The sequence below is a fragment of the Devosia neptuniae genome, assembly GCF_025452235.1.
In the GTDB taxonomy this organism is placed as follows: domain Bacteria; phylum Pseudomonadota; class Alphaproteobacteria; order Rhizobiales; family Devosiaceae; genus Devosia.
This window is the reverse complement of record NZ_CP104965.1, coordinates 2,313,572-2,327,080: the sequence shown is the minus strand read 5'-3', so window position 1 is coordinate 2,327,080 and position 13,509 is coordinate 2,313,572. Positions and strand designations below refer to the sequence as shown.

At 63.0% G+C, this 13,509-nt stretch carries 14 protein-coding genes; 7 read left to right on the top strand and 7 right to left on the bottom strand.

Features of this window, described 5'->3' with window-relative positions:
- Positions 1-51 precede the first annotated feature (51 nt).
- From N8A98_RS14155 to N8A98_RS14140, 4 genes are all read left to right on the top strand, one after another.
- Positions 52-810 (top strand): META domain-containing protein, encoded by a 759-nt coding sequence (locus N8A98_RS14155; RefSeq protein WP_262166256.1) that lies wholly within the window; start codon positions 52-54, stop codon positions 808-810.
- A gap of 10 nt (positions 811-820) precedes the next feature.
- Complete coding sequence (locus tag N8A98_RS14150; RefSeq protein WP_113120851.1) at positions 821-1,444, top strand: nucleoside deaminase; 624 nt, start codon at positions 821-823, stop codon at positions 1,442-1,444.
- Between the two features lie 93 nt (positions 1,445-1,537).
- Complete coding sequence (gene otsB, locus N8A98_RS14145; protein WP_113120850.1) at positions 1,538-2,314, top strand: trehalose-phosphatase; 777 nt, start codon at positions 1,538-1,540, stop codon at positions 2,312-2,314.
- Positions 2,315-2,383: 69 nt separating this feature from the next.
- Entirely contained in the window at positions 2,384-3,796 is a 1,413-nt protein-coding gene (locus tag N8A98_RS14140) for an alpha,alpha-trehalose-phosphate synthase (UDP-forming) (protein WP_262166249.1), read from the top strand.
- Positions 3,797-3,814: 18 nt separating this feature from the next.
- Here N8A98_RS14140 and N8A98_RS14135 read toward each other — a convergent pair whose 3' ends face one another.
- The 5 genes from N8A98_RS14135 to N8A98_RS14115 form a co-directional block, all read right to left on the bottom strand.
- Positions 3,815-4,705, bottom strand: a complete 891-nt coding sequence (locus tag N8A98_RS14135; protein ID WP_262166247.1) for a 2-dehydropantoate 2-reductase — start codon at positions 4,703-4,705, stop codon at positions 3,815-3,817.
- Positions 4,706-4,770: 65 nt separating this feature from the next.
- Positions 4,771-6,342 carry a DEAD/DEAH box helicase gene (locus tag N8A98_RS14130; RefSeq protein ID WP_262166245.1) on the bottom strand — a complete coding sequence of 524 codons (1,572 nt, stop codon included), beginning with the start codon at positions 6,340-6,342 and terminating at the stop codon, positions 4,771-4,773.
- A 539-nt stretch (positions 6,343-6,881) separates the two neighbouring features.
- Entirely contained in the window at positions 6,882-7,673 is a 792-nt protein-coding gene (locus N8A98_RS14125; protein WP_113120846.1) for a molybdopterin-dependent oxidoreductase, read from the bottom strand.
- Positions 7,670-8,521 (bottom strand): cytochrome b/b6 domain-containing protein, encoded by an 852-nt coding sequence (locus tag N8A98_RS14120; RefSeq protein ID WP_262166240.1) that lies wholly within the window; start codon positions 8,519-8,521, stop codon positions 7,670-7,672. The genes N8A98_RS14125 and N8A98_RS14120 overlap by 4 nt, the downstream gene beginning before the upstream one ends.
- A gap of 80 nt (positions 8,522-8,601) precedes the next feature.
- Positions 8,602-8,943 (bottom strand): hypothetical protein, encoded by a 342-nt coding sequence (locus N8A98_RS14115; protein WP_262166238.1) that lies wholly within the window; start codon positions 8,941-8,943, stop codon positions 8,602-8,604.
- 167 nt (positions 8,944-9,110) lie between these two features.
- Here N8A98_RS14115 and N8A98_RS14110 point away from each other — a divergent pair, with 167 nt between their 5' ends.
- Together N8A98_RS14110 and N8A98_RS14105 are read left to right on the top strand one after the other, a co-directional pair.
- The gene (locus tag N8A98_RS14110) at positions 9,111-9,662 is read left to right on the top strand and encodes a sigma-70 family RNA polymerase sigma factor (RefSeq protein WP_262166236.1); all 552 of its coding nucleotides are present in this window, start codon (positions 9,111-9,113) and stop codon (positions 9,660-9,662) included.
- Positions 9,659-10,297, top strand: coding sequence for a DUF1109 domain-containing protein (locus N8A98_RS14105; RefSeq protein WP_262166234.1), 639 nt, complete (start codon positions 9,659-9,661; stop codon positions 10,295-10,297). The genes N8A98_RS14110 and N8A98_RS14105 overlap by 4 nt, the downstream gene beginning before the upstream one ends.
- Before the next feature lie 4 nt (positions 10,298-10,301).
- Here N8A98_RS14105 and N8A98_RS14100 read toward each other — a convergent pair whose 3' ends face one another.
- On the bottom strand, positions 10,302-10,949 hold the full coding sequence (locus N8A98_RS14100; protein WP_262166232.1) for a ThuA domain-containing protein: 648 nt from the start codon (positions 10,947-10,949) through the stop codon (positions 10,302-10,304).
- Positions 10,950-11,147: 198 nt separating this feature from the next.
- On the opposite strand from N8A98_RS14100, the gene N8A98_RS14095 reads away from it, so the two are divergent.
- Entirely contained in the window at positions 11,148-12,752 is a 1,605-nt protein-coding gene (locus N8A98_RS14095; protein WP_262166230.1) for a bifunctional metallophosphatase/5'-nucleotidase, read from the top strand.
- Positions 12,753-13,032: 280 nt separating this feature from the next.
- Here the strand turns inward: N8A98_RS14095 and N8A98_RS14090 are convergent, their stop codons facing one another.
- Positions 13,033-13,284 (bottom strand): GlsB/YeaQ/YmgE family stress response membrane protein, encoded by a 252-nt coding sequence (locus tag N8A98_RS14090; RefSeq protein WP_262166228.1) that lies wholly within the window; start codon positions 13,282-13,284, stop codon positions 13,033-13,035.
- Between the last annotated feature and the right edge of the window lie 225 nt (positions 13,285-13,509).

The following is a 13,509-nucleotide window of genomic DNA, read 5'->3' as shown; positions in this document are numbered from 1 at the left end:
AATGCTGCCAAGGCGTTACCTTGGGATCGATAGCTTGAGAGGGAGGACACCATGCTCAAGATCGTGCTGACCCTGCTGCTGCTCACCACCGGATTTGGCTCCGCCCTTGCGGCCGAAGACCTGACCTTTTCCGGCGAAGTGACCTATCGCCAACGCATCGCCCTGCCGGAAAATGCCCAGCTGCGCGTGACGCTGGTCTCGCTCACCGCCGATGGACCCAAGCCCATTGCCGGCGCCACCGCCCTGCTCGCCGCCCCCGGCCAGGTGCCGCTCTCCTTTGCCTTCGACGTGCGCTCCAATGTGGTGGCGGCCGGCGGGAACTATGGCCTTTCCGCGGAAATCCTCTCCGGCAACACCGTGGTGTTCCGCGACGCTGCCCCCGTGCCGGTGAACCTGCAAGCCATCGCCCCGGTGACCATTATCGTACAGCCCCTGCCCGTCCCCGCCGATCCGGTCGCCACACTCGATATCATGCCCACCATCTTTGAAACCGAATGGGTCGTCGACAGCATCGGCGGCACGCCCGTGCTGGCGACTGCCATGCCAACCCTGTCCATCGCCCCCGAAGGCCGCGCCGGCGGCCATGGCAGCTGCAACAGCTATTTCAGCGAAGCCGCCTTTGCCGATAACGGGCTCAAATTCGGCCCCGTTGCCGGCACCCGCATGGCCTGCGCCCCCGACATCATGGCCCAGGAAGCCGCCCTCTTCGCCGCCCTCGCCGCCACCGCCGGCTACGAGATCAAGGGCAATATCCTCCACCTCAACGACGCCGGCGGCACCGCGCTGGTCGTGCTGCACGCCGCCCAATAGAAAGCTAAAGATGGATTCTGCCGGTCTCATTGATCGCCTGCTCGACGTCATCGAGCAGGACATCGCCCCTGTCACTCAAGCGGGCGTAGCGCGCGGCAACAAGCTGTTCGGAGCGGCCATCCTGCGCAAATCCGATCTCTCGGTCGTCGTGGCCGAAACCAATAACGAGATCGAAAACCCGCTCTGGCATGGCGAAATGCACGCCATCAAGCGCTTCTTCGAACTCCCCGCCGACCAGCGCCCCGACACCAAGGATTGCCTCTTCCTCGCCACCCACGAGCCCTGCTCGCTCTGCCTCTCGGGCATCACCTGGTCGGGCTTCGACAATTTCTATTTCCTGTTCAGCCACGAAGACAGCCGCGACAGCTTCGCCATCCCCTACGACATCCAGATCCTCAAGGCGGTCTACGCCACTCCCGATCCTGAAACCGGCACCGTCTCCCCTGACCGCCCGCTCTACAACGCCACCAACCAATATTGGACCAGCCACAACATCGCCCGCATGATCGCGGGCCTCGACCGTGGCCACCGCGAAACCCTGCTGGCCCGCTTCGACGACGTGAACGCCCTCTATGCCGATCTCTCCGCGGCATACCAGAAGGACAAGGGCAACAAAGGCATTCCGCTGGCCTGAGGGAGGAACAACACTCCCCACATACCAGCCATGCCGAACCAATCGCCGCACCATGCGTTGATGCTTCAGAATTGTTCCCTTCCGAGGCACGTCATGTCCCAGATCGACCAGGTAGAGCCGCACGCCATCCCGCGTCTGGCCATCTTCACCGACTTCGACGGCACATTGGTCGAGCTGGCCGAAACGCCCGACGGCATCGATGTTCCCGTATCGCTGGCCCATCAGCTTGAGCGCACCGCGCGCGAACTCGATAGCGCCTTTGCCGTGCTCACCGGCCGCGAGATCGAGGATATCGATAAATATCTGGCCCCGCTCACGCTGCCTGTCGCCGGCGCCCACGGCACCCAGCGCCGCCGCGCCGACGGCTTCGTTGAAACCGTCGATCCCGCCGCTGTCCTCGCCGCCGAGGAAATCGCCCATGCCATCGAACCACTGATCGAAACCCATCCCGATCTGGTGCTCGAAGCCAAGGAAGGCGCCGTTGCCCTGCATTATCGCCAGGCGCCCGAGCTCGAAGACGTCTGCCGCCACGCCATGGAAGAAGCCGTCAATGGCATTCCCGATTTCACTCTGGTCGCCGGCAAGATGGTGATCGAGGCCCGCCCCCGCAGCATGAGCAAGGGCACCGCGCTGCGCGCCTTCATGCAGGAAGAGCCGTTCCTCGGGCGCCTGCCGATCTTCATCGGCGATGACACCACCGACGAAGACGGCTTCATCGCCGCCCAGGAATTGGGCGGCGTCGGCATCAAGCTGGGCGAGGGGGAAACCTCGGCCCGCATGCGCATCGCCAATGTCGCCTCGGTCCACGCCTTGCTGCAGGGCTTGGGCGACATCGTCGCCCGCGACCGGGAATATGAACGAACGCATTAAAGCGCCCGAACTGCATCCCCTTTGCGGAGCTGCAGTTCGGCGTCTGGACTAAAATAGGGGCAAAAACATATGAGCCGTTTGATCGTCGTTTCCAATCGCACGCCGGGAAAAGGCCCCGCCGCGGGCGGATTGGCTGTTGCCTTGCGCAAGACCCTCAGCGAACGCGAAGGCTTCTGGTTCGGCTGGTCGGGGCGCCTGGTCGAGCAACCCGAGCGCGAGGCGCGCTTCGAGGATATCGATGGCCTCTCCGTCGCCCAGCTCGACCTGACGCGCGATGATCACCACGATTACTATGCCGGGTTTTCCAACTCGATCCTGTGGCCCAGCTTCCACCTGCGGCTCGATCTCGCCACCATCGAGGCCCATTGGTATGAGGGCTATCGCCGCGTCAATGTACAATTCGCCCGCGCCCTGCTGCCCCTGCTCAAGCCCGATGACGTCATCTGGGTGCATGATTATCACCTGATCCCGCTGGCCAGCGAATTGCGCAACCTGGGCGCCCGCAACCGCATCGGATTTTACCTCCACATCCCCTTCCCCACCTCCGACGCGCTCTACGCCATCCCCCACCACAATGATCTGATGCGCGACCTGTCGCGCTATGATCTGGTCGGCATGCAGGCCAGGCGCGATGTCGCCGCCTTCACCGAATTCGCCGATCACCAATCGCCCTCCTCGCTCTCGGGCAATCCGCTCAAAACGGTGGATTTCAGCCGCACGGAAGTGGATTCCTTCCCCATCGGCTCGGACCCCCACGCCTTTGCCAAGCTCTCGGTCAGCCCCGCCGCGACCAAGATGGTCAAGCGCATGGAGCGCGTGCTGCGCGAGCAGAAGCTGATCCTAGGCGTCGACCGGCTCGACTATTCCAAGGGCCTGCCGCAACGCGTCGAAGCCTATGAAAAGCTGCTCGCCAACAATGCCCGCTTCCGCCGCCATGTGCACATGCTGCAGGTGGCGCCGCCCTCGCGCGACACCATCAAGGAATATCAGGAAACCAGCGACGCCCTCGACGCCATGTGCGGCCGCGTCATGGGCCGCTTTGCCGAACCCGATTGGCAACCCCTGACCTATGTCAAACGCGCCTATGGCCAACCCAGCCTTGCCGGGCTCTATCGCCTGGCCAAAGTGGCCCTCGTCACCCCGCTGCGCGACGGCATGAACCTGGTCGCCCACGAATATATCGGCTCGCAAAACCCCGCCGATCCGGGCGTCCTGGTCTTGTCGCGCTTTGCCGGCGCCGCCGAGATTTTCGATGGCGCCATCGAGGTCAATCCTTTCGACACCGACGAAACCGCCGAAGCCCTGCGCATCGCGCTGGACATGCCGCTCGACGAACGCATCGCCCGCTGGACCTCACTCATGGCAGCCGCCCGCGAACACAATGTCGAAGCCTGGGCCGCCCGCTTCCTCGACCGCCTCGCCCCCGCCACTACCGCCGGCAGCGGCACCAGGGATATTCTCTATCTTGCATCGGTAGCGTGATCGAAAGAGACCCCAGCCCTACCCCGAAATCCAGGGGCTCCCCGAAGCCTCCAGCAGCGTCACCAGCACCCCATTCATCGGCGTCGGAATCCCGTGCTTGCGGCCCAGCCGCACGATCACCCCATTGCGGGCGTCCACCTCGAGCTGGTGACCAGCCAGCCGGTCGGCGTGGAAGGAGCCGGCCACGGCGCCCTCCCGCATGGCCTTTGCCGCTTCGACCGCATTGTCGATGACCGATTGCGGGATCGTCGCCCCCTCGGCCCGTCCCACCGCCGCGCATTCTTCCACCACGCCCCGCACAATGCTTTCGAGCGCCGCGTTCCACACCGGCCCCGTCGCCCGCAGGGTCAGCGTCGGCACGATGGTGTGGCTATTGCCGGTCAGCTTGATCCACAGCTGCGATGTAAAATCCTCATGCGCCGCCGCTTCGATCTCGGTCTTGGCAAACAGCGCCGCGAAAGCCTGCCCATTCGGTCCTGCCGGCACCGCGATAATGCCATGCCGGTGCTGCACGATCTGCCCCGGCGCATTGCGCACGGCCGGCAGGTTGATCATCACCGGCACGATCGTCTGGGTGGGTACTAGATGGGCGAACAGCTGCACATGTTCAACACCATTCTGCACGATCGCCACGCGCGTCTGCGGCCCCGCCAGCCGTTCGAGCCAGGGCCCTGTGGCATCGGCATCATAGGTCTTGGTGCAAACCAGAACCCAATCGACGAGCCCGGCCTGGAACGGATCGGTAAGAATCTCGGGCTGGGCCGTGATCACGCCTTCTGGCGTTTCGACCCGCAATCCGTCAAACGGTGTCCGTGCGCAGACCGTCACCGAATGCGCCGCATCCTGCGCCAGCCACGCGGCCAGCGTCCCCCCGATCGCGCCCGGTCCGATAATGGCGATCCTCGTCATGGCTGTCTCCAAAAGCAAAAGGGCGGCCACTGGGGCCGCCCTCTTCATATCCGATTCCGTGCTGTTTATGCGCGGCCGCGCTGGCGATCCACATTGGAGCGGCCATTGGTGCGGGCTGCATCCTTCTGGGCCTTGCCCCAGCGCTGCTTCTTGGCGTCTGGCTTGGCGCCGATCGGCTTGCCGGTTTCAAGATCGCGGCGCACGCGATTGACCTGGCCTTCAGGCCGGGCAGCGCGAGGCGCCTCGGCCGGACGGGTGCGGGCCGCTTCCACCGGACGCGTGCGAGCGCCTTCAGCAGGACGCGCACGCGGCGTTTCCGACGGCTGGTGATGGGGCTGGCTCTTGCCCTCATTGGAGAATTCGGCAAAGGGACGACGCTCGGCAGGCGAACGACGATCCACCTGCTGGCGCGGGTTCTTGGCCGAACGCGGGCCAGGACGGCCACCAGAGGGCTTCTTGTAAGCCGAACGCGGTGCTTCATTGACGCCGGTATCATTGCCCAGATGCAGGTCACCCGACACCGGCAGCGTGCGGCGGATCAGGCGTTCCACATCGCGCAGCTTGCCGCGCTCGGTGCCATCGCACAGGGTGATGGCAATGCCCGAAGCCCCGTTACGGCCGGTGCGGCCAATACGGTGCACATAGTTTTCCGGGTCATCAGGCAGCTCGTAATTCACCACATGGGTGATGCCGGGCACGTCGATACCGCGGGCGGCAATATCGGTCGCCACCAGAATACGGACATCGCCGGAGGAGAAGCCCTTGAGCGCATTCTGGCGCGCATTCTGGCTCTTATTGCCGTGGATCGCTGCGGCCTTGTGGCCATCGAGATCGAGATTCTTGGCGACGCGGTCGGCGCCATGCTTGGTGCGCGAGAAAATGATCACGCGTTCCATGTTTTCGGTTTCGCTGGCCAGCAGCTCATTGAGCACGCCGCGCTTGGCCTTGGCGCCAGACAGGATCACGCGCTGGTCGATCTTGACCACGGTGGAGCCGGCAACCGAAGCGTCAACCCGCACCGGATCATTCAGCAGGCCCTTGGCGAGATCCGCGATCTCAGGCGCCATCGTGGCGGAGAACAGCATGGTCTGGCGGCGCTGGCCGATGGCCTTGGCAATGTGCTTGACCGGGGCGATGAAGCCCATGTCGAGCATGCGATCGGCCTCGTCGAGCACCAGCCAACGGGTTTCGTTCAGCTTGATCTTGCCGTCATCCATCAGGTCCTTGAGACGACCGGGGGTAGCAACAACAACGTCGACACCCTTGGCAATCTTCTGCACCTGGTGGTAGCGCGACACGCCGCCCAGCACGAGCACGGTCGACAGCGCCATCTTGGAGCCGGCAAATTTGCGGATGTTCTCGTCGATCTGCACGGCCAGTTCACGCGTCGGCGCCAGGATCAGCGCGCGGGTGGTCATCGGCCGGGCCTTGCCGGTCAGGGTCAGCAGACCCGCCAGGATCGGCAGGCCGAAAGCAGCGGTCTTGCCCGAACCGGTCTGGGCAATGCCCATCAGGTCCTTGCCTTCCAGCAGCTTGGGAATGGCCTGGGCCTGGATCTTGGTGGGCACGGTGAAACCGCCAGCGGTCAGGCTGTCGGTCAGAACGGCGGGAAGGCCGAGAGAAGTAAAATCAGTCAATGTTTAGTCTTTCTGCGCATCAAGCGCATGGCGGCGCGCAGAACAATGCAGCGCGCATGTCGCCAGCCGCACCTGCGGTGGCGAGGGTCAACAAACGCAATCGGGCGATAAAAGGGAGATATCGCGCGGGTGCTGGCTCGAACCCGGACATACTGTTTCCGGGCTGACTTCGCCGCTCACCGCTAGGATCGATAAGAAGAGAAGTCCGTCGCTGATAGGCTTGCTGGCAATGTCCAGCCGCGACGATACTGCCTAAATGGGGGAAGAGGGATGAAATAGCAAGGCAATTCGTGTTTTGCGGATGCATGGCGGGGTTGCGTATGCGGGATTGGGGCTCTCGTTACCCCTGTCCTTCCCACAGGAGGAGTGTTTACTCTGGGCGCATTCAAGAATGCGGTGTCATTCCGGCGCAGGCCGGAATCCATGTCCGTGGCGATCCGCACCAGCGCCGGGATAGCCTTCAGCATGGATTCCGGCCTGCGCCGGAATGACACCGCGGGTGGGGGTAACGAGAGCCACAGCGCCAAGGCACTCCCCCTTCAAATCCCGCCATACCAATCATACCCATTATCCGGCCAATACCCGCCCTTGCCCTGCCCGAACGGCGACAGGTCATCCACCAGCTCGATCGTGTGCACATATTTAGGCTGCTTATAGCCCAGCGCCCGCTCGATCCGCACCCGGATCGGCGCGCCATTGGCCACCGGCAGGGTCTGGTCATTCAGCCCATAGGCCAAAATAGTCTGCGGATGGTACGCGTCGATCAGGTCCGAACTCTCATAATAGAGAATGTCGCCAGCCAGCGACGTCTGGATATTGTCGTAGCAGTGATAGACGCAGAACCGCGCCTCCGGCTTCACCCGCGCCATGTCCAGCACCGCCCCCAGCCGCGTACCGGTCCACTTGGCGATACAACTCCAGCCCTCCACGCAATCATGCCGCGTGATCTGGCTGCGCGCCGGCATATTGCGCAATTCGGCCAGCGAGAAGCTGACTTCCTGCTCCACCATGCCCTTGATGGTCAGCTTGTAATTGGCAAAATCCGCCGCCCGCAGCGCGGAATATTCCGCCGTGCTCGGATTGGTCGAACCATTGGGCCGCTGGCCCTGGCGGATTTCGCTGGGCGAATATTCCCGCGCCAGCGTCTGCGCCCCGATCAGCCGCCGCTGCACCTGATAGGTCAGCACATTGGCCTGTTCGAGCACCGCCCTTACCTGATTATCCCGCTGCCCCAAAAAGTCGAACTGGTCACACCCCGACAGGATCAACCCCGACCCAGCCGCAGCCGAGGCGCCCAGAAACTTGCGGCGATTGAGCTTGAACCCGCTCATGGCTTGTCTCCTCCGCTGGCCGGCGTGCCGGGGCTGGCGCGATACCAACCGGTAATCATCGAGCGCAGCTCATTGAGTGGTCCGGCCGCCAGCACCATGGCGATATGGATGATGAAGAACCCCACCAGCAGCACCATGACCACGAAATGGATCGTCCGCGCCGTCTGCCGCCCGCCAAAAATATCGAGCAGGAAGGGCGCAATGGAATTCATGCCCGGCGACATGGTCAGCCCCGTCAAAACGATCAACGGGAAGAGAACGAAGAACACCCCGAAATAGCTCAGCTTCTGCAGCGGCCCATAGCTGCGGCCATGGTGAAACCGCAGCCGCGCATGATCAGCCACATCCTTGGGCACCCCTTTGAGATCGTCACCCACCGGCACGATATCGCGGCGAATATGCCCATTGATGAAGCTGGCCAGAAACCAGACGAACATGGTGAAAACGAACACCCAGCCAAAAAAGAAATGCACCACCCGCCCCGTCGCCAGATCGCGATAGGAGGGAATGGTCACAGCACCGGGGAACGCCGTGAATTGCGGCTGCTCCGCCGACCCGCTCATGCCCAGCACGCCCGTCGTGTCGAATGTCTGCCCGAACAAAGTCGTCTGCCCACGCGCCCCAGCATCGGTGTTAACCGCGCCGATCTCGAGCACCGCATTGTCGAACTCAAAGCCCGATTGCTGCCCGATATACAGCGCGGGATGCGCATTGAAGATCTGCAATCCCGACAGCAGCAGGACGAACAGGCAGATGGCCCATAGCCAATGGGTCACCCGCGTCCAGATCGATTGGCGATAGATCAGTGGGCCTTTGCCCGCCCGATCCGAAATTGTCTGCTCGCTCATCCATACCCCTCCGCGCAGCTGCCCCGCGCAGTCCGTAGCAACGGTACCGCGCGGGGAAAGCGTCGAACATCACTTAAACGTTATTGCGCAGCTGGCGCCATGGCACCGGTTTCCATGCCCATCGACTTCATGGCGCCCATCACGTCCATGCCCTGGTGCAATCCGTGACAGGCCGCCATCGCCGCCTGCATGGCTTCGGGGAAGGTCATGGTCGCGGCCTGTTCGTTACACAGCTTATAGTCTGCGTCGCTGATCGGCGTCATCGGACCCATGGCATCTGCCGGAGCCATGGCGCCCATAGCACCTGCCGGAGCCATAGCGCCGCCCGCCGGAGCCATGGCGTCCTCGGCAAAGCTTGGCACTGCGGCAAAGGTGAAGGCGGCAATAGCCGCGAGGGAAAGTGTACGCAGAGTGTGTGTCACGAGCTGTCTCCAGAATTTTGACCACGCCCCATCGCGCGGTTCATGCCTGCCATTCGCCATGTCTGGTCCCGACGTTACGCGGTCACTCCGTCGTGATTCCGAATTCTGCATTCCTTAGTGCCGTTGCCGATGTAACAATACGGCCCAAGGGAGCGAATGAATGGGCAATGCAGACTGATCCCACCGAGATGCGATTGCGCAGCCTGATGCTCGCTTCGCTTGACGGCGATGCTGCGGCCTATCGGTCGCTGCTGGCCGAACTCGGCCGTCATCTGCGCCCCTATTTCACCCGGCGGCTCACCCCCGCCTTTGCCGCGCACGCGGAGGATCTCGTGCAGGAGACCCTGCTGGCCATTCACGCCCGCCGCCTGACCTATGATCGCAACCGGCCCTTCACGGCATGGCTGCATGCGGTGGCGCACCACAAATTCGTCGATCATGTGCGCCGCCAGTCGATCCGTCTGACCGTGCCGCTCGAGGACGACGCCCCGATTATCGCCCATGACGACAGCGCCGACGCCCTCGCCCGCCGCGATCTCAACGTGGTGCTGGAAACCGTCCCCGCCCGCACCAGCGATCTCATTTATCGCACCAAGGTCGATGGCGCCTCCGTCGCCGAGGCCGCCGCCGCCCACGGCATGACCGAAACGGCCGCCAAGGTGTCCATCCATCGCGGGCTCAAGGCCCTCGCCATGCGCTTTGCGGGAGGTCCGAAATGACCGACGAGCTGATCGCCCGCCTCGCCGCCGACCTCAAGCCCGTGCGCCGCACGGCCATACAGCGTCTGCTGCTCGGCGCCGTCCTGCTGAGCGGCATCATCGCCATCCTCGCCATGGTCATGTGGCTGGGCATGCGCCCGGACATGGACACCGCGCCGGGCACGATGATGTTCTGGAGCAAGTTCACCTATACGCTGGCACTCGCCGTGTTCGGCTTCTGCGCCACGCTGGTATTGGCCCGGCCCGATGGCCGCACCCGCTGGCCCTGGCTGGCGGCGCTGGCTCTACTGGGCCTGTTGCTCGTCGGCGCGGTATTCCAGCTCGCCCGCGCCGAACCCGGCGAGATGATGCCGCTGATTGTGGGCGGCACCTCCCTGGTCTGCCCATGGCGCATTGTGGTGCTGTCACTGCCGGTGCTGTTAGCCGCCATCTTCGTGCTGCGCCGCCTGGCGCCGGCCAATCCGACCTTGGCTGGCTTTGCCGCCGGTATCATGGCCGGCGGCACCGGCGCCTGGGTCTATTCCTTCGCCTGCGCCGAAAACGGCATGATGTTCGTGGCGCTGTTCTACACGCTGGGCATTGTGCTGGTCGGCGGCCTGGGCGCGCTACTCGGACGCTTCCTGCTGCGTTGGTAGAGCACTACTCCTCGCGCGCCGCCCAGTTCATGCCCCGGCGCAGGATCGTCGCCATTTCTGGCACGTCGAATTCCTTTGCCGAATGGCCGAGCGTCGAATGAAACACCCGCCCCGCTCCATGCCGGCGCTTCCACACCACGGGCATCACCACCCCATCGATCCACGGCGCATGTTCACCGGTAAACGTCGTGGTCGCCAGTACCTCGTTGGAGGGATCGACATGCATGTAATATTGCTCGGACGTATAGGGAAATGAGCTGATCCCGGCCATGATCGGATCGTCCGGCTTGGTCACATCCACCTTGAAATCGATGATATTGCCGGGATGAGCCACCCATTGCCCGCCCACCATGAATTGATAATCCACCGCCTCGCGGAACGCGTCGCTCATCCCGCCATGGTGCCCCGCCAGACCCACGCCGCCTTCCACCGCCTTGGTCAGGTTCGCCACCTCTTCGGCCGCGATCTTGCTCATCGTGTAGATCGGAATGATCAGCGACAGATCGTGGATCGACGGATCGGCAAAGGCGCTGGTTTCGGTGGCGGTGCGCACCGAATAGCCATCCTCGTGCAGCCAACGGCGATAGATGGCCGCGCATTCCTCCGGATCATGGCCTTCCCAGCCGCCATAGACAATCAAAGCACTCCGCATAGCCAATTCCCCGCAAATCAAAACGCGGCGGAGCTTATCGCAATGCGTTCTGATTGGAACCCTCGGCAACGCCGCCGAAAATTGACCAAAAGGTCCACTTTCGCCCGTCACGAAGACCTGTTTAACTGCTCTCTCATCGCGGCCGGCGGGAAGGCGGTCGCGGGGTCGCCGTCAAAAGCAATCAAAGGGACAACAGGGATGAAAAAGCTACTTCTGGGCGCCACGGCGCTAACCCTCTGCGCCGGTTTTTCCAGCGCGGCCTATGCCGATTTCACGCTCAATATCTTGCACATCAACGATTTCCACTCCCGGTTCGACCCGATCACCGGCACCGATTCCAATTGCGACGCCGAAACCGACGCCGCCGGGGAATGCTTTGGCGGCATTGCGCGCCTCAAGACCATTATCGATGACACCCGCGCCAAATACGCCGCCGGCAATTCGCTGCTGCTCTCGGCCGGCGACAATTTCCAGGGCTCGCTCTATTACACCACCTACAAGTCCAAGGTCGTCTCCGACTTCTTCAACCAGATGGGCTTTGACGTGGTCGCCACCGGCAATCACGAATTCGACGATGGCCCCGAAGAATTCCTCAAATTCATCGAAGCGGCCAAATTCCCCATCATTGGCGGCAATTTCGACGTCAGCCGCGATGAAAACCTGCGCGGCAAGATCAAGGGCTCCTTCGTCATCGAAGTGGGCGGCGAAAAGATCGGCATTATCGGCGCCACCACCGAGGACACGCCCGATATCGCCTCGCCCGGCCCCAATATCGAATTCACCGACGTGATCCAATATGTGCGCGGCGCCTCCGAAGCGCTCGACGCCGCCGGCGTCAACAAGATCATCCTGCTCAGCCATATCGGCTACACGGTAGACCAGCAGGTCGCCGCCGCCCTGCCGCTGGTGGACGTGATCGTGGGCGGGCATTCCCATACCCTGCTCTCCAACACCGCCGAGGGCGCTGCCGGCCCCTATCCCACCATGGTCACCAATCCCGAGGGCGTCGAAGTCCCCGTGGTGCAGGCCAACCAATACGGCAAATATCTGGGCGATATCGCCATCACCTGGGACGACAATGGCGTGGTCACCAAGGCCGAGGGCGAACCCTTCCTGATCGACGCTTCGGTCAAGGGCAATGAGGACTTCAAGGGTCAATTGGCCGAACTGGCCGGCCCGATCGAAGAGGCCATGGGCGAGGTCATCGGCTCCGCCACCGCCCCGCTCGAAGGTTCCCGCGAAGTCTGCCGCGCCATGGAATGCTCGATGGGCAATCTGCTTGCCGACGCCATTCTTGACCGTGTCGCCGACCAGGGCGCCACCATCGCCTTCCAGAATGGCGGCGGCATCCGCGCCTCCATCGATGCCGGCGAAATCACCGTGGGCGATGTCATCACCGTGCTGCCCTTCTCCAACACGCTGGCCACCGTGCAGGTCTCGGGCGGCGACGTCATCGAAGCGCTCGAAAACGGCGTCAGCGATGTCGAAAACGGCGCCGGCCGCTTCGCCCAGGTATCAGGCCTCAAATATTCCTTCGACCTCAAGCAACCCGCCGGCAGCCGCGTCAGCGACGTGCAGGTCAAGGATGGCGACGCCTGGGTGCCGATCGACGAAGAGGCCAACTACACCGTGGTCACCAACAATTACGTCCGCGGCGGCGGCGACGGCTACGAAGCCTTCGCCAACGGCGAAAACCCCTACGATTTCGGCCCCCCGCTCGAAGAAGTCGTCGCCGACTACATCGCCAAACTGGGCGGCGAATACACCCCTTACACCGACGGCCGCATCACCGAAATCAAGTAGGTTTCGTGGTTATGAACGAGGAAGGGGCACCCATTGGGTGCCCCTTTTTATTAGCCAGCTGAGACGCCCTCCCCTCTCCCCTTGAGGGAGAGGGACCGATCATTCTTCGTTCAGAAGAATGATCAGGGTGAGGGGTGCTGCACCCGCCCATCGCTTCAATGCTCGCCCCCAACCACAATGTCATCCCCGCGAAAGCGGGGACCTCTGTTTGCTTGGAGAGCCCGGGAAACGGAGGTTTCCGCTTTCGCGGGAATGACACCGTGGGGTGGGTAAATTGCCACTAAACCCGCTTTGCCAACTGCCCCCAGGCCAAAAGAATAATCACCGCGCCCACAATGGCCCCGATGAAATTGGCGCCATCGCCGGGCCCATACCAGCCCATGGCCTGCCCCAGCCACGTCGCCAGCACCGAGCCGACAATGCCCAGCACTGTGGTCAGAATAAACCCGCTCGGCTTGCGATCCCCCGGCGTAATCCACTTGGCAATCAGCCCCGCAAAAAACCCGATGATAATGGCCCAGACAATACTCATGACGACGCTCCATATTTGGCTAGGAGCATAAGTTGTATGAACGGGCTCCGGTTGCAAGATGGGGAGTCTGCCGCAAAGGAAAGGGTCAGAGCCGATCCGCCTCCCTCCCCCTTTTGAGGGGCAGTGTTCACCCCGCACGCGTTCAAGAATGCGGTGTCATCCCGGCGCAGGCCGGGATCCATGCTGAAGGCTATCCGAACGCCCTATGCGCGGAGAGAACACAGC